The sequence below is a fragment of the Acidobacteriota bacterium genome, from assembly GCA_003696075.1.
Taxonomy (GTDB): domain Bacteria; phylum Acidobacteriota; class Polarisedimenticolia; order J045; family J045; genus J045.
In genome coordinates, this window is record RFHH01000075.1 from 1 (window position 1) to 22,209 (window position 22,209).

Consider the following 22,209-nt stretch of genomic DNA (forward strand, 5'->3'; position numbering starts at 1 on the left):
CCCGTGGTCGGAATCGTCACGGCCCGGGCCCGGTCGAGCACCTCCGGGGGCAGTCCCGCCGTTTCCGCGCCGAGAACGAGGGCGGTGCGGCCGCGAAGTGCCTCGGGATCCGCCGGCTCGCCCCCGTGCGCCGCAGCGGCCACGAGTCGGTACCCCGACTCGAGGATCGCGCCGATCAGCTCCGCCGACGGTTCCGCTCGCGCGATCGGGAGCCGGTGCACGGCCCCGGCGGCGGCGCGCACGGCCCGGGGGCCGAAGGGGTCGGCACCGCCCGCGGCGACGAGGCCGTCCGCGCCGAAGGCGGCGGCGCTCCGGACGATCGACCCCAGGTTTCCCGGGTCCTGAACCTCCCAGCACAGGAGCAGCAACCTCTCCCCGGCGGGGCGGATCAGCCGCATCGGCTCCCCCTCTCCCTCGGGGAATCGGCAGGCTGCGAGCCACCCCTGCGGGCTGGCCGAGGGAGCGATCCGCTCGAGCAGGGACCGTCGCACCGGCTGCACGGGAACACCCTGCCGCAGCGCCCGGGCGATGCGCGCGCGGCTCTCCTCCCGTCCCGCGCGGTCCGCCGAGACCATCAGCCACACGAGAGGCGCGCCCGCCTCGAGCGCCGCGTCCACCGCCCGGGGACCCTCGACGAGGAACAGGCCCTCCGCCCGGCGCTCGCCGGGGCCGCGGCCGAGGAGGCGGGCCTGCCGCGCCAGCGGGTGCCGCGCCGAGGTCAGCGGTGCCGAAAGGCTGGTCATCGGCGGGAGCATACCGCGACCGGCGGGCGGCCTGCGCGGCTATGCTGGTGGCGTGTCCGGAGACCACGGGGCGAAGCTCGCGGGCATCCTCGACGTCGGCGCGGCGGCCGCCGCGCTGGCGGACGGTGGGGTCGTGCTCGTCCCGACGGAGACGTTCTACGCGCTGTCCGCGGACCCGCGAAGGGAGGACGCGGTCCGGAAGGTGATGGCGCTCAAAGGCCGCTCGGCCGGGAAGGCCCTTCCGCTGGCCGCCGGCTCGGTCGAGCAGGTCGGCCACCTCTGCCCCGGCTGGCGGCGCTACCCGGTGGCGCGCCGGCTCGCCGACGCCTTCTGGCCCGGGCCGCTGAGCCTCGTGCTGCCCGCCCGACCCGGCGCCGTCGCGCCCGGTGTCGCCGCCGCCGACGGCTCCGTGGCGATCCGGGTGAGCTCGCACGGGCCAGCCGCCGCGCTGGCGCGGGCGCTCGGCTATGCGATCGTCGCGACTTCGGCGAACCGATCGGGCGCGCCGCCGGCGCGCACCCCCGAGGAAGCTCGGGCGTCGCTCGGCGGCGCCGAGCCGATCCCGGTCCTCGCCGGGACCGCCTGCCGCGGCGGCGCGCCGTCCACGATCGTCGACCCGAGGAGCCCGGAGCCGCGCGTGCTCCGGGAGGGGGCGGTCCCGGCGGCACGGATCGAGGCGATCCTCCGCTCGGCCGGGAACGAAGCGTGAGAACGCGAGCGGCGGCCCTGTTCATCGCCGGGTGTGCGCTGATGGCGACGGCCGGAAGCGCGGAGCGGGCGGCCGATCGGCGCGAGCGCTTGGACCGGGAGATCGCCCGCCTCGAAGCGGAGCGCGAGCGGTTGGCGGAGCAAGAGAAGGGGGTTCTCGCGCGGATCGACCGGCTCTCGGCGGAAGCCCGGCTCCTCGACGCCCGGCTCGAGCGGCTCGATCTCGAGCGCCGTCGCCTGATGGAAGAGCGCGCCGATCTCGGACAGCGCCGCGAGGCGGAAGAGCGAGCCCTTGCGGAGAGCCGCGCGCGGCTCCGCGCCGCGGTCCGCGTCCTCCAGCGGATCGGGCCGCTGGGGCGGCTGCGGCCGTTGCTCGACGCCCCCGATGCGGGCGCGCTGGCGGCGTCGCTCAGGGCGGTGCATCGGCTGACCACGTTCCGCAAGCAGCGCGCGGAGGAGATCGAGGCCGCCCTGTCGGCGATCGCAGCGGCGACGCGCGGGATCGAGGAGCGCTCGCGAAGGCTCGAGCAGCTCGAGCGCGAGGCGGCCGAGCAACGGGCGAGCCTGGAGAGAGCGATCCGGAAGCGCCGCGAACTCCTCTCGGCGCTCGAGCGCGACCGAAAGGTGCGGGAGGAGGCGATCGCGGAGCTGGCCCGGGCCCGAGAGGAGCTCCGGCGCCGGATCGCGGAGGGCGGGAGCGGCCCTCCGATCGAACTCGACGTCCGGAAGTTCCGCGGCCTTCTGCCGATGCCGGTGGACGGGCAGGTGGTCCGGGGGTTCGGCGAGAGATCGGGCGGGGCCGCCGCGGCGCTGCCGCACCCGGGGTGGGACATCGAGGCCCCGTTCGGGGCGGAGGTGCGCGTGCCGTTCGACGGGCGGGTGGTGTGGACCGGGTGGCTGCGCGGATACGGGCTGGTCGTCGTCGTCGACCACGGGCATGGCGTTCACACCGTGGCGGCCCACCTTTCGGCCGTCCTCGCCGATGCCGGCGAGAACGTCGAGAGCGGTCAGGTCGTCGGACTCGTCGGCGACACCGGCTCGCTGCGCGGGCCGCACCTCTACTTCGAGATCCGGGAGGGAGACCGGGCCGTCGATCCCGCGCTGTGGATCGACCGGAAACGCCGGCCGGCCGCCGGACTTCCGGTGCGTCGGTGAATCCTTTGTGCGATACTGCGCGGCCTCCCGCGGCGGGTTCCGCCGCTCGCGCGGCCCCGGCGGGGAACCGCCGGCCGGAGAGGGAATGGTCGAAAAGGAGGTCCTTCCCAACGGCTTGACGTTGCTCACCGAGCGTGTCCCCGGTGTGCGCTCGGCGAGCCTCGGCGTCTGGCTGCGCCTCGGGAGCCGCCACGAATCCCGCCGGCTGTCGGGAATCTGCCACTTCATCGAACATCTCGTCTTCAAGGGGACCCGGCACCGCTCGGCGCGCGACATCTCGCTGCTCGCCGACCGAATGGGCGGCCACCTCGACGCGTTCACCACGAAGGAGACGACCTGCTTCTACGTCCGCGTGCTCGACGAACATCTCCCGCAGGCCGTGGATCTGCTCGCCGACATCGTCATGAATCCCGCCTTCGACCCGGCCGAGCTGGAGCGCGAGCGGCGCGTCATCCTGGAAGAGATCCGGATGGTCGCCGACTCGCCGGAAGACCGCGTCTACGACCTGTTCTGCGAGTCGTTCTGGCCGGGCCATCCGCTGGGGCGGCCGATCCAGGGATTCGAGGAGACGGTCCGGGGGATGAGCCGCGGGACCGTTCTCCGGTGGTTCCGGCGTGCCTACGTGCCGGGCAACCTGATCGTCGCCGCCGCCGGGCGTGTCGGCGTCCGCGAGCGGCGGCGGATTCGCGCCGCCTTCGAGCGCCTCGTCCCGGGACCGCCCGCGGCCGCCGGGCGCCCCCCCCGCTGGCGGCCCGGCTTCCGCCGGGAGAACCGGCGCGACCTCGAGCAGGTGCACCTGCTTCTCGGCGTGCCGGGACTTCCGGCGGGCGACGAGGACCGCTACGCGCTCCACGTGATGAACACGATCCTCGGCGGCTCGCTCTCCTCCCGTCTGTTTCACCGGGTGCGGGAGGAGAGGGGACTCGTCTACTCGATCGCCTCGCAGGTACAGGCCCATCGCGACACCGGACTGTTCACGGTCTATGCCGGGACGTCGCCCGAGAACGCGCGCGAGGTCGTCGAACTGTCGGTGGCGGCTCTCCGGGAAATCGCCGGGGAAACGCCCCCGTCGGCGGAGGTCGACGTCGCACGAGATCACCTCAAGGGAAGCATGCTTCTGGCTCTGGAGTCGACCACGAGCCGGATGAGCCGCGCGGCCCGCGAGGAGATGATCCTCGGGCGCCACGTGACCCCGGACGAGATCGCGCGGCGGCTCGACGCGGTCGGGCCGGCGGACGTCCGAGCGGTCGCCGAGCGGCTGTTCGCGGGGCGCCGGGTGGCGCTTGCGGTGGTGGGCAAGACCGGACGCTGGCGGCCGGACGAGGAGGGGATCCCGCTGTGACGCCGCGGGAGGTGGTGGTCCGGGTGCGGGTGCTGCCCCACGGCGAGGGCCTGCCGCTGCCCCGCTACGCCACGGAGGGCGCGGCCGGCCTGGATCTGCGGGCCGCCGTCGCCGGGGCCCTCGAGCTCGCTCCGGGGGAGCGGGCGCTGATTCCGACGGGACTCGCCCTCGCGATTCCGCCGGGCTACGAAGGCCAGGTTCGCGCGCGCAGCGGGCTGGCGCTGGAGCACGGTCTCGGCCTGCCGAACGCGCCGGGGACGATCGACAGCGACTACCGGGGCGAGGTGAAGGTTCTGGTGATCAACTGGGGCGAGCGCGCGGTGAGGATCGACCGCGGCATGCGGATCGCCCAGCTCGTCATCGCCCCCGTGTCTCGAGCACGCCTGGAACCGGTCGCCCGGCTCGATCCCACGCCGAGGGACGAGGGCGGTTTCGGGCACTCGGGAGACCGCTGATGGTCGAGGTGGCGGTTCTCGGCTCGGGCTCCAAGGGAAACAGCACCCTGGTGCGCTGTTCCGGTGCGGCTCTTCTCATCGACGCGGGGCTCTCGGCGCGCCAGATCGTGCGGAGGCTGCGGGAGGTGGGCCAGGACCCGGACGGTGTGGGCGCGATCCTCCTCACCCACGAGCACGGCGATCACGTCGGTGGGGTGCGGGTCTTCGCCTCGCGGCGCGGCGTGCCGGTGTTCGGCAGCGAGGGAACCCTCAGGGCCGCGGCGCCAGCGCTCGGTCCGGTCGACCGGTGTTCCTTCAGGACCGGCGCCGCCTTCAGGATCGGGCCGTTCGGCATCCGGGCCTTTCCGCTCCCGCACGACGCGGAGGATCCGGTGGGCTTCGTGCTCGAGGCCGATGGGGTTCGGATCGGATACGCCACCGATCTCGGGCACGTCACCCACCTCGTCGCCGAGCGCCTCACCGGGTGCGATCTTCTCGTCTTCGAAGCGAACCACGACCGGCAGATGCTGCTCGAGGGGAGCTACCCGTGGGAAGTCAAGCAACGGGTCGCCTCGCGCCTGGGCCACCTCAGCAACGACCACGCCGCGTCCGAGCTGAGCCGGATCGTCGGCGAGAAAACGCGCCACGTGGTGGTGGCTCACCTGTCGGAGAAGAACAACGACCCGGGCCTGGCCCGCGCGGTGGTCGAGGGGACCCTCCGGGAAGCGGGCCACCGGAACGTCGCGGTGCACGTGGCGCGGCAGGACCGCCCGTCGGTGGTGAGGCTGTGAGGCGGCGGGAAAGGGAAGGAGCGGAGCCGTGATCGCGCGGTACACGAGACCGGAGATGGGGCGCCTGTTCACCGACGAGGCGCGGATGAAGGCGTGGCTGCGCGTCGAGCTGACGGCGACGGAGGTCCTCGCCGAGAAGGGCCTGATCCCGAAGCGGGCCGCGGCCCGGATCCGGCGGCGGGCCAGGGTGGACGTCGCGCGCGCGCTCGAGATCGAGAAGGTCACCCATCACGACGTCATCGCGTTCGTCACGCAGGTGGCGGAGACGGTGGGTCCGGAAGGCCGCTACCTGCACCTCGGACTCACCTCGTCGGACGTGGTGGACACCGCGCTCGCTCTGGTGCTCGTCGAGGCGTGCGACCTTCTCGACCGCGATCTCGACGCGTTCGAGGCGGTGCTCGCCGAGCAAGCGCAGCGGTGGGCCGACACGCCGCAGGTCGGTCGCACGCACGGCGTCCACGCCGAGCCGATCACGTTCGGCCTGAAGGTGGCGAGCTGGCTGACGGAGGCCCGGCGGAACCGGGCGCGGCTCGCCCGGGCGCGGGAGGCGGTCCGGGTCGGGAAGCTCTCCGGTGCCGTCGGGACGTCGGCTCACCTCCCGCCCTCCGTGGAGCGCGAGGTCATGCGCCGCCTGGGCCTCCGCGTGGAGCCGGTGGCCACGCAGGTCGTGCCCCGCGACCGGCACGCCGAACTTCTCTGCGCGCTGGCGATCCTCGCAGCGGGGCTGGAGCGGGTGGCGACCGAGATCCGGCACCTCCAGCGAACGGAGGTCCGCGAGGTCGAAGAGCCGTTCCGGAAGGGGCAGAAGGGGAGCTCGGCGATGCCGCACAAGCGGAACCCGATCCGGTGCGAAAACGTCTGCGGCCTCGCCCGGGTGGTCCGAAGCCACGCCTTGGCCGCCCTCCAGGATGTCGCCCTTTGGCACGAGCGGGACATCTCGCATTCCTCCGTCGAGCGGATCGTCCTGCCGGACTGTTTCATCCTTCTCGACTTCATGCTGGCCCGCCTCACCGAGGTGGTTCGGGACCTCCACGTCTATCCGGACGCCATGCGCCGCAACCTCGAGGCGTCGCGGGGTCTGATCTACAGCCAGACGCTTCTGCTCGCGCTGGTCGAGGCGGGGTTGACGCGGGAGGAGGCCTACGCGCTCGTTCAGAAAAACGCGATGGCGGTCTGGCGCGGGGAGAAGGCGGGGCTGCGGGAGGCCTGCCTCGCCGATCGGCGCATCACCGACCGGATCGGGACGCGCGGCGTGGAGCAGGCCTTCGACCTTCGGCGCCTCCTGCGGCACGTGCCGGCGATCGTGCGGCGCGCGCTCCGGGCGCGGACGGGGTGAGGCGAGGATGTCTAAGTCGTAAACCTTTTCTAGTAAGCCCCGTTTCCGCGTATAAGGGGCGCACGAGGGCGATCCCCACGGGGTAGGGAAGAGGTCGGCGCCGGGGCCCAGCCCCGGGCGGAGGGAGGTCCATGCGCATCGGACGGGCGGCGGCTGCGGCCGCGCTGGCGGCAGCGGGATGGCTGGGAGCCGGCCACGGGATGGCGGACGTGCTCCCATGGGGCCTGAAGATCGAACGAGTCCTGGACAACGCCGCGGAGCTCGGCGACATCGTCCAGGCCCCCACGGGGGAGTTGTGGCTTCTCGAGCGCGGGGGAACGGTGCGGGTGTTCGACGCCGGGCGGCCCGCCGCCACGCTCTCCATCCCCGTGAGCACGGCGTGCGAGTCGGGTCTGCTCGACGTGGCGTTCGACCCCGCGTTTGCGGTCAACGGCAGAGCCTTCGTCTACTACGTCGACGGCTCCGGTCACGCGAGGGTCGACGAGCTGTTTCACCGCGCCGGCCGGCTGGAGCTGGGCGCAACGATTCTCGACCTCGGATCGACGCCGGGGGGGTGCCGGCCGGGGGGCGGGCTCGCGGTGGGCCCCGACGGCAAGCTCTACGTCGGGGTCGGCGACCTCGAAATGCCCTCGGCGGCTCAGGATGACGCGAGCCTGGCCGGCAAGGTCCTTCGCGTGAATCTCGACGGTTCGGTTCCGGCCGACAACCCCACCGCGGGGAGCCTCGTGTTCGCCAAGGGGTTCCGCGACGTCAAGGACCTGGCGATCAATCCCGACACCGCGCGCCCGAACGGCACGGTCTACGGAAACGACCTCGGGGCCAACGGGTCGGCCGACGACGAGATCAATGCGGTCCGGGCAGGCGGGGAGTACGGCTGGAACATCACCTCCGGGAACAGCGGCGGAGCGCACGACGATCCTCTCGTCTCCTACCAGCCCACGATCGCGCCTGAGGGGGTCGAGGTGCTCTCCGGCGACACTCTCGGCTCGGGGGCCGCCGGTTCCCTCGTCTATGCGTGCGTCGACGGTGACGACATCCGCCAGGCGTTCGTCACCGGGCCGGAGGGCGACCTTCTCGACCACGAGCGGATCTTCTACGATCCGAACGGTGACCGCGACGGCACGCCGGACGCCGGATGCCCGCATGCGTTCCGCGCCGTGGCGGAAGGCGCGGACGGAGCGCTCTACGCCGGCAACGACGGTTCGAATCCGGGCATCTGGCGCATCTGGAGCGACCGGCCCGGGCCCCGGGAGGTGTCGTCCCCCGGTTCGCCCTTCCCGCTCACCGTCGAGCGAAGCGGACCCGATCTTCTTCTCGGCTGGGAGAATCTCGGAACGCTCGACGCCGGGCGCGCCAAGCGGCACGGAGGCCAGCGGCCCGAGACCTACCAGATCTGGGAAGGGACGCTGCCGATCGCCGGGGGAGCCTACGACCACACCGGCATCCTCGCGACCGACGGTACGCCGGACGGACCGGCGCGGCTGACGGCGACGGTCACGCCGGGGGCGGGCAACCGCTACTACCTCGTCTCCGCCCAGGGGGACAACATGGAGGGGAGCCTGGGTGCCGGTGCCTCCGGCGAGCGGCCGGGTCGGACCGACTACTGCGATGCGCTCGGCTACGGCAAGAACGTCGGCCAGTGCGCCAAGGATTTCGTCAACCCGGCGGACGGTTCGACCCTCAAGCTCGTCGATTACAACCCGTACTCCCCCACGTACATGCAGCGGTTGTCCCTCGCCGACTTCCGGGGTCTCGTGTTCAAGCTGGCGCTGACGGCGGAGAACTGCTTCTGGTGCACGGTCGAGGCGGATCAGGAGGCGCAAAACGACCAGAAATACCGCGGGCGCGACTTCATCTTCATTTCCGTCTACACCCTCACTTACAGCTACTGGGACGTGGTGCCGCCCTCGCAGTGCGCGGCGAAGATCCAGGCCTGGGCCGAAGCGCACAACTCGACGACCCCGATCCTCTGCGACGAGGATCACGACGGCGACGGCCGAGGGGACGCGACCGTTCAGTGGGACACCTGCGGGGGAGCGCCGCAGAACTACTACGTGGATCAGGGGTTCGTCGTCTACAACTACGTCTGCGGCGCCCAGTTCGCCGGTGACGTGGAGCAGAACATCATCAACGAGGTGAACCCGGAGACATGCGAGTGACGAGGTCCCGAGGACACGTGGCTCAGGCGGCGCTCGCCGCTGCCGTTCTCGCCGCGATGCCGGCAGGTGTGGCCGGGGAGACCGGGGAGGAGGCAGCCGTTCCGCCCCCCGAAGGTAAGGTCGCCATCGCTTCGGGTGAAGGGTCGGTCACCGAGGCCCTCCAGGGCAAGGAGGGGGTCCGGATCCAGACGCTCTGCACCCACTGCAACTCGGCGAACATCCAGGTCGGAGGGCTGAACGAAGACCTGGTGCCGGTGCTGTGGGACGGCTTTCCGCTCTTCGGCGGGCTGGCGACCTCCCTCGTGCTGAACATGCTTCCCCCCGATTCGGTCGCCGAGGCCACGGTGCTCAAAGGGCCGGGGGACGCCGGCGCGCCCTCGACCGCAGTCGGCGGCACGATCGCGCTGGAAGGGGCGGAGGCCGGGGAGGTCCCGTGGCTGTCGGCCCTCGGAGGGGCGGGATCGTTCGGCCTCCACCAGGGGACCGTTCGCCTCGCGGGCGAGGCGGCTTCCTGGCTGTCCGGGTCCGTCTGTTTCGGACGGACCACCGCCGATGCGGTGGACGACGACGGGGACGGCTGGCACGACGTCACCGCCGTCGACCGCGATTTCGCGGCGGGGGAAATCCGGATCCGGCCCGGATCCCGGCATCGGCTCACCGTCGGTGGCTCCTACGTCGCCGAGGACGACACGGAGGGAAAGGGCGGTTTCGACATCGTCTCCTACGTGCTCAGCGGCATGGGGGGAACGCCGTCGTTCGCCTGGACCCGGGAGGACTCCCTTCTCGACCGGCGGGAGTACCGGGTCGGGTGGGACTGGAGCTTCCGCCGCGGCGGGGGCCTGAAGCTGCGCTTGCTCGAGGCGCTGCGACACCAGTCGGTTCTGTCGCAACTGACCGGCTATCAGGGGCCGGGATACTCGAACGAGCTCGAAGAACGGCTGGGAATCCGGCAGAGGCAGCTGTTCGGATCGCTCTCCATCGACCGCCCGCTCGGCTTCGCATGGCGGGTCTCGGCCGGCGTGGAGGCCGTGCACGACAGCGCCCGTGCTCGGGTGAAGGACAGCATCACCCCCGTCGAGGAGGAGTATCTCAAGACCTGGTCGGCCTACGCGAGCGCCGGTTACGCCCCGGCTCCCGGCTGGCGGCTCGACTTCGGCCTGCGCTGGGACGACGACGAGGTGTTCGGTTCGCAGCTGTCCCCGCGCATGAGCGTGCGGGTCTATCCCGCGAGCGGTGTGATGCTCCGGCTGCTGGCGGGGCGCACCTTCCGGGCGCCGCGGTCGATCTTCTCGGAGGTCTGCTGCGGGCAGCAGTTGCAGCGGAACGTGCTCGAGGACGGCACGGTCCTCGTGCGCCCGGAGGACGCCTGGACGGTCGGCCTGGAAGGGGTCTACCAGCCGTCGCCCGAGTTGAGGGCGAGCCTGTACGTGGCGACCACCGGCTTCGAGGATCACATCCTGCGTGTCGTGGCGGAGAGCCGGTCGTGGATTCAGACGTACGCGAACGTCAACGTGCCCCATGCGCGATCCGAAACGGCGGAGGTGGCCGTGACGTGGCGTCCGGCGCGCCGGTGGACGATCGAGGGGAGCCTGGGGTGGCTTTCGTTCCGGCGCCGCGGGCCCGACGTTCCGGTGGCGACGATCCGGCGGACGATCAGCCTCCTCGAAACGGTGCCGATCCCGATGGACCGCATCCCGTACCGGCCCGACCGGACCGGCTCGGTGGGGGTGACCTACGCCGGAGAAGGGGGCTACCTGCTGTCGCTCCAGGCCAACTTCACCGGGTCGATGCTCATCCAGCACTTCGGGGACGACCCGCTCACCGGCGCGAGCATCCTCTTGCCGGACCTGGTCGAGACGCCGGGATTCTGGCTCGTGAATCTCGCCGCCGAGATTCCGCTCTCGCAGCGCCTCGCGCTGGTCGCTGGGGCGGAGAACCTCACCGGCCGGATCCAGAACGACCTCGGCGATCCGCGCACCGACTTCAACTGGGGTCCCCTGACGGGCCGTTCCTGGCGGGCGGCCTTCCGGGTGAGCCTGGACGGCTGATCGGGGCGGAGGCGATTGCCCGGGACCGGGCCGTCCCGGAGACTGTGCGCGGGAGGCGCCGGTGCCGAGCCGGAGGAAGACCCTGCTCGTCGTCGACCCCTCGGTGAACCGACCCGAGGGGGAGGCGGTGGCCTGGATCGCGGGCGCCTGGGGCGGACCGGTGCGCGTCTGCCGGCCCGCGTTGGAGCCCGGGTCGGCACCCCCTCCGGGCGACCCGCACGAGGTGGGAGCGGTCGTCGTCATGGGCTCGGCGGCGTCGGTGCACGATGACCGTTCGTGGCTCGCCGCCCTCGGCGCCTGGCTCGCACCGATCGTCCGGGGCGAGGTGGAGGTGCCGCTCCTCGGGATCTGCTTCGGGCATCAGCTGCTCGCCCACCTGGCCGGCGGGGAGGTGCGCCCGCTCCGCGCGGACCGGAGCAAGGTGCTCGGCGTGTCGCGGACGCGGTTCGAGCCGTGCCGGTTGCACCCCGGAGGCGAGATGCCCGTGGTGGTCAGCCACCGCGAGGTCGTGACGCGGGTTCCGGAAGGGTTCCGCGTCGTGGCGCGGCGCCGCGAGGTGCCGGTGGACGCGATCGAGCACCAAGACCGGCCCCTGTTCGGCGTGCAGTTCCACCCCGAGGCGGGTCCGGAGTTCGCGGAGCACGTGGGGATCGATCCCGCCCGCCTGCGGCCCGACGTGGTCGCGCCGGCCCGCGGCGTTCTGATGGCCTTCCTCTCGCTCGCGGCGGAGGAGGAAAGGGCATGAGGGCGGGCCCCTCCGGCCGGGCGTCCCGCCGGCGCCGGCTTCTTCTGGTCGGACTGGCCCTGGCCCTATCCGGCTGTTCCGCGCGAGCTCCCGACGCGGTCCTGCTCGTCACGCTCGACACGGTCCGCGCCGATCACCTTTCCTGTTACGACCCCGCCTCTCCGTCGCGCACACCGGAGATCGACCGGCTGGCCGGACTGGGGGCGCTCGCCGAGCGCGCCTGGACCACCGTCCCGCTCACCACTCCGGCCCATGCGTCGATCCTGACCGGCCTGTTCCCGCCGGCTCACGGCGTGCGGAACAACGGGGTCTACCGCCTGCCGGACAGCGCGGTCACCCTCGCCGAGCGGCTCCGGGCGGCCGGTTTCCGGACGGCCGCCTTCGTCGCCTCGTACACGACCTCGCGCGAGTTCGGCCTCGCCCAGGGGTTCGACCTGTTCGACGACGACCTCGGGCACGATGCGGCGGGGCGGCCGCGGCCGCAACGTCCCGGAACGGAGGTGGTGGCGCGGGCCGAAGCCTGGCTGCGCGAGCAACGAGGACGGCGCTTTTTCGCGTGGATCCACCTGTTCGACGCCCACAGCCCGTACGCGCCGCCGCCGGAGCTGGCCTCGCGGCATCCGGGAGACCCCTACAGCGCCGAGGTGGAGCTGGTCGACCGTCTGGTCGGCCGCCTCGCCCGATCCGTCGGGGCCGGCGGGCGGGGGTCCCGGACCCTCCTGGTCGTGGTGGCCGACCACGGAGAAGGGCTCGGGACCCACGGGGAGAAGGAGCACGGTTTTCTCCTCTACGAGGAAACGGTCCGGGTGCCGCTCATCCTCGTCGCGCCCGGTACGATCGCGGCGGGGACGAGGCTGCGCGCCCCCGCCAGTGTGGTCGACATCGTCCCGACGGTGCTCGCTCTGCTGGGGCTGCCTCCCGGAGAGACGCCCGTTCAGGGGCGGGACCTCCTCGCCCCGGCCCCGAGTCGGCCGCGCTGGATCTATGCCGAGGCGCTGCAGCCCTTCGAGGAGTTCGGTTGGTCCCCCCTGTATGCCGGCCGCCAGGGGGACGTGAAGATCGTGGATGGGCCGCGGCCGGAGCTGTACGACCTCTCCCGCGATCCCGGCGAGCGCCACGACCTCGCCCCCGAGGCCCCGGAGCGGACCGCGCGGTTGCTCGCGTCGTTCCGGGCGGCCGCGGCGCGCCTCGCGGGGTCCGAGGGAACCCCGAATGCCGCGCGCGCGGGAAGCGCCGGCTCCCCGCTGCTGGAGTCGCTCGGCTACGCGGGAGGGGGGCCGGCTGGCCCGAGCCCTCTCCCCGAGCCCGGGGGACGGTCTCCGCGCGACGCCCTGCTGGACCACGAGCGGTTCCTCCGCGCCCAGGAGCTGCTCAAGGCGGGCCAGTTCGCCGCCGGCCGCGCCCTCCTGGAGCGGCTGCATCAGGAGGAACCGGACAATCCGCAGTTCCTCCTGAAGCTCGCGGTGGCGCGCGATCGCGCGGGAGACCCGGCGGCCGCGGAGGCTGCGTACGCCGAGCTGCGCCGGCGGCACCCCGATTTCCTGCTCGCCTGCAGCTTCGAGGCGGACTTCCTCGTGCGCCGCGGCCGCGCCGCGGAGGCGGTCGCGCTCTGGGAGCGGGTCCGGCGGCGCCATCCCGGTCTGGCCGGCGCGGAGGTCGAGATGGCCAAAGCTCTCCTGGCGGCGGACCGTCCCGCGGAGGCCGCGGCCATCCTCGAGCGGTACCTGGCGAGCGCGCCGGACGATGCGGCGGCTCTCGCCCTTCTCGGCCGCGCGCGGAGCGCTCTGGGCGACACGCAGGCAGCGGTCGCGGCCTGGGAGCGGGCGCTTTCGATCCGGCCCACTTACGCCCCCGCCGCCGAGCCGCTTTTCGAGCTCCTCCGCCGGTCCGGTCGGGCCGACGAGGCCCGCCGGCTCGTCGAGCGCCTCGCGGAGCGAGCGCCCGACGACCCTTGGCTCGAGAGCCTCGCGCGCCGCGCGCGCTGATCGCCCGGGGATTGTGAGATCCTGGGGGCGGGTGAGTCCCCGGGAGGTGGCGATGGTCTCTCGCAGGACGTTCGTTCGAACGGTGGCGGCTCCCGCCGTGCTCGGCCTGCTACCGGCGGCTCTCGCCGGGGAGGGCGCCGCTCGCGCCCTGGCCGAGTTGACGGGTGCGGCTCCGGATCCGGCCGAGTCCCTCGACCGGGCTCGGGAGGTCGCGCGCGACGAGAGCTATTGGCGCATCGTTCAGCAGGCCTACTCCGTGGACCGGACTCTCGTCAACTTCAACAACGGAGGGGTCAGCCCGCCGCCCGTGACGGTGCAGCGGGCGATGAAGCGACACCTCGATTTCTCGAACGCCGCCCCCGCCTACAACATGTGGCGGGTGCTCGAGCCGCGGCGCGAGGCGGTGCGCGAGCGGCTGGCGCGCTTTTTCGGTTGCGATCCGGAGGAGGTCGCCCTCACCCGCAACGCGTCGGAAGGACTGCAGATCTGCCAGTTCGGTCTCGATCTCGCCCGTGGCGACGAGGTGCTGACGACCACGCAGGATTACCCGAGGATGCTCAACACGTTCCGTCAGCGGGAGCGGCGCGAGGGGATCGCCCTCCGGCAGGTGCCGGTTCCGGTGCCGTCGGAAGACCCGCAGGCCTTCGTCCGCCGCCTGGAGGCGGCGGTCACCGAGAAGACGCGCGCCATCCTCGTCTGCCACGTGATCAACCTCACCGGGCAGATCCTTCCGGTGCGCGCGATCGTCGAGATGGGGCGCCGGCACGGCGTGCCGGTGATCGTCGACGGCGCGCATTCCTTCGCTCACTTCCCCTTCACGCGCGACGAACTCGGGTGCGACTACTTCGCCACCAGTCTGCACAAGTGGCTTTGCGCGCCCATCGGCAGCGGTCTGCTCTACGTCCGCCGCGAGCGCATCCCGGCGCTCTGGCCGCTGATGGCGGCGGACGCGAAGCAGCGGGACGACATCCGGAAGTTCGAGGAGATCGGCACGCATCCGGCGGCCAACACCCTCGCGGTGGCCGAGGCCTTGACCTTTCACGAGACGATCGGGCCGCTTCGGAAGGCGGAGCGGCTCCGCTACCTCAGGGACCGCTGGGCGAGGGCCCTGATCGATGCGAGCGACCGCGTCCGGCTCCACACCAGCCTCGATCCGCGCTTTTCCTGCGGCATCGCGACCTTCTCCGTCGACGGCATCGATTCCGCCGAGCTGGGACGGCGCCTCTGGCAGGAGCACCGCATCCTGACGGCGACGATCGATCATCCCGAGGTGCAGGGGGTCCGCGTCAGTCCGCACGTGTATTCGACGCTGGAGGAGGTCGATCGGTTCGTCGACGCGGTGCTGTCGATCCTCCGGAGCACGTGAGCCGGGGAGCCGCCCGGGTCCCGGGCGGCGGCCCCGGAGCCGGGCCGCGCGGCGGCGTCGACGGGAGCGGCCCTAGTCCTCCGGGGCGGCGGGACCGTCCGCGGACGTCCGCTCCTCCGGAGGCTCGGCCAGGATCGTCACCTTGGTGCTCAGGAGGAGCGAGTTCGGGATCAGATGGGTGGCGCCATCGCCGCGAAGGGTGATGTAGCGGAGATTGATGTCGAGAACCTCGCCCTTAGAACCCGCCAGCTCGATCCGCTGCCCGAGCCGGATCGGTTTGTAGAGGGTGATCATGATTCCGGCGACCAGATTGGAGATCGCGTCCTTGAGAGCGAACCCGAGCGCGAACCCCGTGAGCCCCAATCCGGTCGCCACCCCCGCGACATCGAAGCCGATCCTCGACAGGGCGAGGATCAGCCCGATGAACAGCAGAACGGCCTTCTGCGAGTTCGACATCAGGCGGAAGAGCTCGGACGCGGCGGCGTCGAAGCGCGCCGAGATCTTCTTGAGGAATCTGTCGAGAAGGACGCTGGCGGCGAAGAACAGCCCGAACACCGCCAGAGCCTGGAGCAGATTCGCGTACATGGACCGCATTCCTCAGTTGCTCGCCCCGGCGCGCGGCCGCCGGGATCGCGGGGTTCCGGGCCGCACCGCGGCGCAGGCTAGCACGCCGCTCTCCGGCGGCGGGTGCGGGCGCGCCGCACGGCGGGCCGCTTCCGGGCGGGAGGGGGCCTTTCGATGATCGCCCGGGACCCTCAGCTCCCGTCACCGGCGGCGGTGTGCCGCGCGATCCACCCGCCGATCACGTCGAGGGCGGTCGGGGAGATCGTTTCCTCGATCCGGGAGTACTCGGCAGGGGAACCGGTCGCGGCCGTTTGAAGCAGGTGATTCAGACCCGGGAGTTGGGCGACCGTCCAGTCGTCCGCCGGCGCTTCTGCGAGCGCGGCGGCGATCGCCGGCAGATTCTGGTCGGGCGGCACCTGGAGGTCGAGCTCCCCCGAGACCGCGAGAACGGGGCAGCGGATCTTCTTCAAATCGCTCGCGGGATCGTAGGCGAGGAAGAAACGGAACCAGGGGGAGAAGAGCTGAGCCGCCTGCGCTTCCGCGAAACGCCGGATCGCCCCCTCGGTGGCGCCGTGCTCCGGAAGGCCCATCGCCCGGCGCTGGTCGGGGGGCATTTCGGCGAGGCGCTCGGCCAGCAGGGAGGCGAGGCGCTCCCGCGCCGCGGCGGCGTCGGTTCCCCGGGCGCCGAGGACGAGATCGACCGCCTCGCGCTCGAAGGCGCGCGCCTTGTCCACCTCCTCCGGGGCGGCCCCGGCCGCCGCGGCGAGCCTCGCCGTTTGCTCCACCAGGAGATCGGCGCCGGTCACGCCCGGGCCGGCGATCAGCACCACGAACGCGACGTCCTCTCGCTCCGCAGCGGTCATGGCGGCGACGAGGGCTCCCTCGCTGTGCCCGACCAGCCCGATCCGGGCGGGGTCGATCGTCTTCTGCCCCCGAAGGAACGCCACCGCCGCCGCGGCGTCCCTCGCGAAATCCTCCGAAGTCGCCGCGGCGAAATCGCCCGTGCTCGCACCCACGCCCCGGTCGTCGAACCGCAGCACCGCGATGCCGCGGCGGGTCAGAGCGTCCGACAGGACGAGGAAGGGCCGGTGGCCGAAAACGGTCTCGTCCCGGTCCTGCGGGCCGGATCCGCTCAGCAGCACCGCCGCGGGGTGGGGTCCTTCTCCCGGCGGCAGTGTCAGCGTCCCGGCCAGCGTGACCCCCTCCGAACTCGGGAACCGGACGTCGGCCGTGCGGTAGGGGTAAGGGGGGCGGGGCTCTTGCGGTCGCGAGAGCTTCGGGGGCTCCTCGGAGCGTTCGAAGGCGAGCGGCAGCTCGAGCCCGCTCTGCAGCCAGCGCCCCTCGATCCTCCGGGCGTCCTCCGAGAGCCGGCCCTCGTAGCGGGCCGAGGCGACCGGGACGGTGAACGAGAACTCGCTGCCGTCGAGGGTGACCGCGGCCAGCTCCAGGCCGTTCGCCCCCTGGTCCAGGCTGTCCATCGTGCCCGTGTAACCACCCTCGGGAGTGCGCTCCAGGTGGAGCACGAGCCGCAGCCGGACGCCTCCCACGTCGAGCGCCCCGGACCAGGTTCCCGCGAGATCGGCCGCCGGCTCGCCGCCGGCGATGGCGGGCGCCGGAGCGACGAGAATCGCGGCCGCGGCGAAGACGAGCTTGACGGTACCGGTTCCCATCGGCGGTCCTCCTTCTGCGTTCACGTTCCCTCGAGGAAGGGTGGATCGGGAAATGTACCGGCCGGATCGAGCGCGCGGCGCAGCCGCCGCATCAGCTCGAGCGACTCCGGCGCGGGAACCACCGCCGGCCCCCGCCAGGGCCGCTCCGGTGGGCGGCGGTCGACCATGGCCCATCCCTCCCGGACGGCGACGATCTCGCCGGCGCGCCGCAGGAGTTCCTCCTCGCGAGCGCCGTCCACCGACCTCCACACGAGCCACGTCACCCCCGACCCCGGCAGCGAGACCTCGGCGGCCGCGCCCAGATCCGCGGTCGCCAGCTCCGCGATCAGCGGTGCGTAGTCGCCCGGGGCGTAGTTCAGCCGGAGGCGGAGCGCCGGTGGCGGCTCGGCGATCCCGGCGATCGCCTCGCCGATCTCCCGACGGGCCGAGGAACCGGCGGAGGAACGGGGCGGGTGGGGAGCCCCCTCCTGGCGCAACCATGCCGCCGCCGCGTCGACCTGGCGCTCGATCAGCTCGGGCAGACCCTCGAAAAGGAGCAGCAGCTCCCCCGGCGCATCGAGAGCCCGGGAGCGGAACAGCGCGGCAGTGAGCGGGAGCGGCCGGCCGAGCAGCCGCGCCACCAGCGCTGCCGCCGGCTCGCGCTCGAGCGGGGACACGCACAGGAGTCCCGCCGCGGGCGGCCAGGGAGCGAGCTTGAGATGCACGCGGGCCAGGATGCCGAGCGAACCCCAGGCGCCGACGTACAGTTGGCTCAGGTCGTAACCGCTGGCGTTGCCCGCCGCGGGGGCTCCGGCCGGCAGCCGCTCGCCGTCGAACCGCACGAGTTCGGTGCCCAGCACCCAGTCGCGTGCGGTTCCGTAGCGGATGCGGCGCGGCCCGAACGCGTTGGTGGCCAGCAGTCCGCCGAGCGTGGCTGCCGGCGGCAGCGGCGGGTCGAGCGGCAGGAACTGCTTCCTCGCGCGGAGCTGCCGCTGCAGCTCGCGCACCGGGATGCCGCATTCGGCGGTGGCGACCATCCGGGCGGGATCGTGGAACAGCAGACGGTCGAGCCGCGCGGTGCTGACGACGATGTCCGGCCGTCCCGCCCCGGCCGCACGTCCCGACGAGGTGCCGCCGCCGCGCGGCAGCACCGTCCAGCCGTGCTCGTGCGCCAGTGCCACGACGCGGCCCATCTGCTCGACATCGCGCGGCTCGACGAGGAGAGCGCCGCCCGGCATCGGGCGCATCTGGTCGCCGGCGACGACCTGGCCGAGGACCCGCCGCCGGGCCTCGCCGCCGCCCGCCGTCATCGATCTCTCCCCGGTGCCGCCGAGGCGCGCGCCATCGCTCAACCGAGGCGGGCGCGGGCCGCGTCGGCGGCGCCCCGGCGCGGCCGCCCGAGTCGTGCCGCGAGCGCCCCGTCCAGGGCGTCGAGCAGTTCGACGACGGCGCGCTCGCAAGCGGAGGCGCCCATCAACCCGATCCGCCAGGCGCGGCCGGCGAGGTTGCCGAGTCCCCCGCCGATCTCGATGCCGTGGCGGGAGAGCAGCTCGGCGCGCACGTCCCGCTCGTCGATCCCCTCGGGGACCAGCACCGGGGTCAGCATGGGAAGGCGGTGTTCCCTGGCGACCGGGATCTCGAGGCCGAGCGCCTCCAGCCCGGCGACGAGACCCCGGTGCAGGCGTTCGAGTCGTGCCGCGCGGGCGGCGATCCCCTCGGCGTGAACCGCCTGGAGCGCCGCGTGGAGGGCGTAGAAGAGGTGACTGCTCGCCGTGTGGTGATAGCCGTGCGGCGGGTCCCAGTAGTGGCGCAGCGGGCCCAGGTCGAGATAGAAGCTGCGGGGGGCCGTCTTGCGCTCGAAGTAGGCTTCGAGCGCTCGCGGGCCGAAGGTCACGGGCGCCAGGCCGGACGGAGCCCCGAGGCACTTCTGGGAGGCCGCGTAGGCGGCGTCGATCCCCCACTCGTCGATCGCGAGGGGCAGTCCTCCGAGCGAGGTCACGCAGTCGAGGACGACGAGCGCGCCGGCTTCCCGCGCCGCGCGGGCGATCGGAGCGGGATCCTGCAACACCCCGGTCGAGGTCTCCGCGTGCACGAAAGCGACGAGCTTCGGCCTGCGCTCGGCGATCACCTCCGCCATCGCGGCGGCGTCGAGCGGCTCGCCCCACGGGGAGGAGACCTCGAACACTTCCGCACCCGCGCGCCAGGCGATGTCGGCCATCCGGCGGCCGAAGTAGCCGTGCACGCCGACCACGGCGCGATCGCCCGGCTCGAGCAGGTTGAGAAGGCAGCACTCCATTCCCGCCGTGCCGGTTCCCGACACGGCGAAGGTCAGCTCGTTTTCCGTGCCGAAGAGCGGGCGCAGGAGATCGCGGACGCGGCCGGCGAGCTCGAGGAAATCCGGGTCGAGGTGCCCTAGCGCCGGGAGCGCGAGGGCTTCCAGCGCCTCGGGGAGAACTCCGCTCGGACCCGGGCCGAGCAAGGTGCGGCGGGGGGGACGAAAAGCGGGATCGCTCATGCCGCGCTTCTCCGTGGCGGAACGCCAGTATCGCACGCGCCCGCTCGGAGACCAGGGCATGACCGACCCCGGTGGCGGCGTGCCGCCGGGGGCGGGCGCAGGGATGGACCGGGCTCCGTTCTCGGCGTTCGTCGAGTCGCGCGGACCGCGGCGATCGGCCCGTCCCTGCCCAACCGCGGGAACGCGCGATCGAACCGGACCTTACGATGCGCGGTCGGGCCCCGGCGCATGCCGGGAGGCGCTTCGGTTCGCAAAAAGCGGCGATCCCCTCGGCCGGCCGCGCCGGTCACGCGTCTCGGAAGAGGCGGCGGCCGCGGGCCGCCCCTCCGGCCCGGCGGCCGCCCGTGCCCCGCGCGATCACAGCTCGCCGGCCGCCGATTCCTTCTCGCCCGAGAGCGTGAACGAAACGGCGATGGTCATCCGGGATTCGACCGGCGCACCATCCAAGAGCGCCGGCCGGTAGCGCCAGCCGGAAACGGCCGCGATCGCCGCTTCGGTGAAGCCGGGATCGGTCTCCGGTGCGCGAAGCACCTCGATCTCGCGGGTCCATCCGTCGCGATCGACGGTGCACCGCAGGATGACCTTCCCCCCGATCCCCGCGTCCCGCGCCTTCTTCGGGTAGACCGGTTCGATCTTGCGATCCAGCCAGGGCCCGCTCACGCCTTCCGTTCCCGGCATCACCGGCGCGGACGACCCGGGACGGCGAGCGGGCGCGAAGCGGATCAGCATCGTCGCTTCCACCGGCTCGCCATCGAGCGTCGCGGGCTCGAACCGAAAGGAGCGCACGTAGCGGCGGTAGCTCCGGTCGATCTCCGGTTCGGCGCCCCGAAGGCGTTCGACCTCCCGGACCCGTCCCTCGCGGTCGACCCGCACGCGGAACAGGATGTCGCGATCGAAATCGCGCAGGGCTCGGCCGTCGGGCGGGGGGCCCGCGGCGATCTGCCGGCCCCAGCGGATTTCGCCTTGCGCCGGCTCCGCGGGGGAGCCGGGGGAGGCGGCGCGGGCGTAGAGGATCTCGGTGTCGATCAGGGGATCCGAGGCGGACACGAGGCGCGGGCCGCTTCCGGTGCGGCTCGTCGCCGCGGCGATGGAGGCGAGGGCGAAGAGCACGGCCGCCGCCACGGCGGCGCTGCGCCGCACCCGCCCCGCGCTGGAGAAGAGTCTTCCGTCGGTCATGCGTTCGAGCCTCCTGGGGAGCGAGAGGGGCCGCTCCGCCATGCCGACGCCGGCGACCGCGAGCGCCGGCGTGCGGCGGTTCTCCGCGAGCCGCAGGAGGGCTCGCGCATACGCGCGGGGCCGTCCCGTCCGGCCGACGACCTCGTCGTCGCAAGCGAGCTCGCGTTCGACCGCGAGGCGTGCGTTGAGCAGCCAGACGAGCGGGTGGAAGAAGTAGATGCAGCGGACGAACGCCTGCACGGCGTGGACGAGGTGATCGAGCCGGCGAAGGTGGACCAGTTCGTGCATCAGGACCGCCCGCCGCTCCTCCGCGGTCCACAGCGTTCCCGTCGCCGCCGGCAGCAGCACGACCGGGCGCACGAGGCCGAACACGGCGGGAGCGGAAAGTCCGTCGGCGGCGCCGACCACGCGGACCTCGGGGAGCCGCTTCAGGCCGACGTTTCGCGCGAGCGCCGCCAGTTCGTCCCGGAGGGCTCCAGGGGGACGCGCGGCTCGCCGGATGGCGCGCCGGGTTCCGGCGGACCGGACGAGGGCGAGGGCGGCCAGGAACGAGGCGCCCGCCGCCCAGATCGCGAGGCCGGCGAGGGGAAGCGGTTCGACTCCGCCGCGGTCGCGCGTTTCCGGAGCGGCGTCCCCGGGCACCGCGGGGCGGGAAACGGCGGTCACCTGGAGGGCCGGGGCGGCCGGTGCCGGCCCGGGGGGCTGCGAACCGCGGGTGAGCAACCCGAGGGGCGAGGAGAGGGGAAGGGGCAACGCGAGGCGCAGGAGCACCACCAGCCAAAGGGCGTACCGGACCCGCGGGGCGGCGCGGCGCAGCGCGAGCGCGGCGAGCAGCACGAGCGCGATCGCGATCGCCGCCTGTGCCGAGAGTTCGATTCCCGCGCGCCACGCGAGCCGGGCCACACCGCTCAGCAGCGATTCGCCGGCGTTCATGATCGCTCCTCCTTTTCGATCAGCCGCCGGAGCGCGGCGAGCTCCTCCTCGTCGAGATCCTCCTCTTCGGCGAGGTGAAGGAACAGGGGAGCCAGGGTCCGGTCGAGAACCACGTCGATGAACTCGCGGATCGCCCTGGAGGTCGCCTCGCGGCGCGAGACGACCGGGGTGTACAGGCACAGCGGTCCCAGCTTTTCGACCTTGAGGTAGCCTTTGGCCGCGATGCGGTCGAGCATCGTCTTCACGGTCCGGTAATCGCGCCGCCGGCGGGCGAGGGAGTCCTCGTAGATCTGGCGGGCGGTCGCCCGGCCGCGCTTCCAGCAGAGGTTCATCAAGGCCCATTCGGACTTGGAAAGAGGAGGCCTTTCGCTGTTTTTTCTCATAGCTGTAGTCATGCTACCACAGATGTAGTAGCAGCGCAACCCCGCGTCGAAGGAAGGCCGAGATCCGCCGGGAGAAGGCGCGCGGGGACCGCCGGGGTGGACGCGGTGAGCCTGGCCAGTCCATGGGAGGTGCTCCCCCGGCGGTGCGAAACGCAGCGCAACTCGATCGCAGACAAA

At 72.8% G+C, this 22,209-nt stretch carries 18 protein-coding genes; 11 read left to right on the top strand and 7 right to left on the bottom strand.

The window, feature by feature from the left end; translation table 11 throughout:
- On the bottom strand, nt 1-575 hold a 575-nt coding region (locus tag D6718_04920), incomplete at its 3' end, for a hypothetical protein (protein RMG46764.1).
- Between D6718_04920 and D6718_04925 the strand changes: the two genes are divergently transcribed.
- The 11 genes from D6718_04925 to D6718_04975 all read left to right on the top strand — a co-directional run bounded on the left by D6718_04925 (nt 529) and on the right by D6718_04975 (nt 14,812).
- On the top strand, nt 529-1,452 hold the full coding sequence (locus D6718_04925; protein RMG46765.1) for a threonylcarbamoyl-AMP synthase: 924 nt from the start codon (nt 529-531) through the stop codon (nt 1,450-1,452). The genes D6718_04920 and D6718_04925 overlap by 47 nt on opposite strands.
- A complete protein-coding gene (locus D6718_04930) occupies nt 1,449-2,606 on the top strand; it encodes a hypothetical protein (GenBank protein RMG46766.1) in 1,158 nt (385 codons plus the stop codon). The genes D6718_04925 and D6718_04930 overlap by 4 nt, the downstream gene beginning before the upstream one ends.
- Nucleotides 2,434-3,948 (top strand): insulinase family protein, encoded by a 1,515-nt coding sequence (locus tag D6718_04935; GenBank protein RMG46767.1) that lies wholly within the window; start codon nt 2,434-2,436, stop codon nt 3,946-3,948. The genes D6718_04930 and D6718_04935 overlap by 173 nt, the downstream gene beginning before the upstream one ends.
- Nucleotides 3,949-3,959: 11 nt before the next feature.
- The gene (locus tag D6718_04940; GenBank protein RMG46781.1) at nt 3,960-4,403 is read left to right on the top strand and encodes a dUTP diphosphatase; all 444 of its coding nucleotides are present in this window, start codon (nt 3,960-3,962) and stop codon (nt 4,401-4,403) included.
- Nucleotides 4,403-5,173, top strand: coding sequence for an MBL fold metallo-hydrolase (locus D6718_04945; protein ID RMG46768.1), 771 nt, complete (start codon nt 4,403-4,405; stop codon nt 5,171-5,173). Before D6718_04940 ends, D6718_04945 begins: the two co-directional genes overlap by 1 nt.
- 28 nt (nt 5,174-5,201) lie before the next feature.
- Nucleotides 5,202-6,509: an adenylosuccinate lyase gene (locus D6718_04950; protein ID RMG46769.1), complete on the top strand. Its 1,308-nt coding sequence runs from the start codon at nt 5,202-5,204 to the stop codon at nt 6,507-6,509.
- Between the two features lie 131 nt (nt 6,510-6,640).
- Entirely contained in the window at nt 6,641-8,668 is a 2,028-nt protein-coding gene (locus tag D6718_04955; protein ID RMG46770.1) for a hypothetical protein, read from the top strand.
- On the top strand, nt 8,659-10,716 hold the full coding sequence (locus D6718_04960; GenBank protein ID RMG46771.1) for a TonB-dependent receptor: 2,058 nt from the start codon (nt 8,659-8,661) through the stop codon (nt 10,714-10,716). The genes D6718_04955 and D6718_04960 overlap by 10 nt, the downstream gene beginning before the upstream one ends.
- A gap of 61 nt (nt 10,717-10,777) precedes the next feature.
- Nucleotides 10,778-11,461, top strand: coding sequence for a hypothetical protein (locus tag D6718_04965; GenBank protein ID RMG46772.1), 684 nt, complete (start codon nt 10,778-10,780; stop codon nt 11,459-11,461).
- Nucleotides 11,458-13,446 carry a hypothetical protein gene (locus D6718_04970; protein RMG46773.1) on the top strand — a complete coding sequence of 663 codons (1,989 nt, stop codon included), beginning with the start codon at nt 11,458-11,460 and terminating at the stop codon, nt 13,444-13,446. The genes D6718_04965 and D6718_04970 overlap by 4 nt, the downstream gene beginning before the upstream one ends.
- 52 nt (nt 13,447-13,498) lie before the next feature.
- Nucleotides 13,499-14,812, top strand: coding sequence for an aminotransferase class V-fold PLP-dependent enzyme (locus D6718_04975; GenBank protein ID RMG46774.1), 1,314 nt, complete (start codon nt 13,499-13,501; stop codon nt 14,810-14,812).
- Between the two features lie 72 nt (nt 14,813-14,884).
- Here D6718_04975 and D6718_04980 read toward each other — a convergent pair whose 3' ends face one another.
- From D6718_04980 to D6718_05005, 6 genes are all read right to left on the bottom strand, one after another.
- Entirely contained in the window at nt 14,885-15,406 is a 522-nt protein-coding gene (locus tag D6718_04980) for a mechanosensitive ion channel protein MscS (protein RMG46775.1), read from the bottom strand.
- 161 nt (nt 15,407-15,567) lie between these two features.
- Nucleotides 15,568-17,526, bottom strand: coding sequence for an alpha/beta hydrolase (locus D6718_04985; protein ID RMG46776.1), 1,959 nt, complete (start codon nt 17,524-17,526; stop codon nt 15,568-15,570).
- Nucleotides 17,067-18,335 (bottom strand): FAD-binding oxidoreductase, encoded by a 1,269-nt coding sequence (locus D6718_04990; protein ID RMG46777.1) that lies wholly within the window; start codon nt 18,333-18,335, stop codon nt 17,067-17,069. Before D6718_04990 ends, D6718_04985 begins: the two co-directional genes overlap by 460 nt.
- A 38-nt stretch (nt 18,336-18,373) precedes the next feature.
- Entirely contained in the window at nt 18,374-19,540 is a 1,167-nt protein-coding gene (locus D6718_04995) for an alanine--glyoxylate aminotransferase family protein (GenBank protein RMG46778.1), read from the bottom strand.
- A 357-nt stretch (nt 19,541-19,897) separates the two neighbouring features.
- Nucleotides 19,898-21,649, bottom strand: coding sequence for a TonB family protein (locus tag D6718_05000; GenBank protein RMG46779.1), 1,752 nt, complete (start codon nt 21,647-21,649; stop codon nt 19,898-19,900).
- Nucleotides 21,646-22,044 (bottom strand): hypothetical protein, encoded by a 399-nt coding sequence (locus tag D6718_05005; GenBank protein ID RMG46780.1) that lies wholly within the window; start codon nt 22,042-22,044, stop codon nt 21,646-21,648. Before D6718_05005 ends, D6718_05000 begins: the two co-directional genes overlap by 4 nt.
- Between the last annotated feature and the right edge of the window lie 165 nt (nt 22,045-22,209).

Coding starts and splice junctions, on each gene's coding strand:
- D6718_04925 (RMG46765.1), top strand. CDS start 529: ATGCGCGCGCGGCTCTCCTCCCGTCCCGCGCGGTCCGCCGAGACCATC.
- D6718_04935 (RMG46767.1), top strand. CDS start 2,434: ATGCCGGCGAGAACGTCGAGAGCGGTCAGGTCGTCGGACTCGTCGGCG.
- D6718_04945 (RMG46768.1), top strand. CDS start 4,403: ATGGTCGAGGTGGCGGTTCTCGGCTCGGGCTCCAAGGGAAACAGCACC.
- D6718_04955 (RMG46770.1), top strand. CDS start 6,641: ATGCGCATCGGACGGGCGGCGGCTGCGGCCGCGCTGGCGGCAGCGGGA.
- D6718_04960 (RMG46771.1), top strand. CDS start 8,659: ATGCGAGTGACGAGGTCCCGAGGACACGTGGCTCAGGCGGCGCTCGCC.
- D6718_04970 (RMG46773.1), top strand. CDS start 11,458: ATGAGGGCGGGCCCCTCCGGCCGGGCGTCCCGCCGGCGCCGGCTTCTT.
- D6718_04975 (RMG46774.1), top strand. CDS start 13,499: ATGGTCTCTCGCAGGACGTTCGTTCGAACGGTGGCGGCTCCCGCCGTG.
- D6718_04980 (RMG46775.1), bottom strand. CDS start 15,406: ATGCGGTCCATGTACGCGAATCTGCTCCAGGCTCTGGCGGTGTTCGGG.
- D6718_04985 (RMG46776.1), bottom strand. CDS start 17,526: ATGGTTGCGCCAGGAGGGGGCTCCCCACCCGCCCCGTTCCTCCGCCGG.
- D6718_04990 (RMG46777.1), bottom strand. CDS start 18,335: ATGACGGCGGGCGGCGGCGAGGCCCGGCGGCGGGTCCTCGGCCAGGTC.
- D6718_04995 (RMG46778.1), bottom strand. CDS start 19,540: ATGAGCGATCCCGCTTTTCGTCCCCCCCGCCGCACCTTGCTCGGCCCG.
- D6718_05000 (RMG46779.1), bottom strand. CDS start 21,649: ATGAACGCCGGCGAATCGCTGCTGAGCGGTGTGGCCCGGCTCGCGTGG.
- D6718_05005 (RMG46780.1), bottom strand. CDS start 22,044: ATGACTACAGCTATGAGAAAAAACAGCGAAAGGCCTCCTCTTTCCAAG.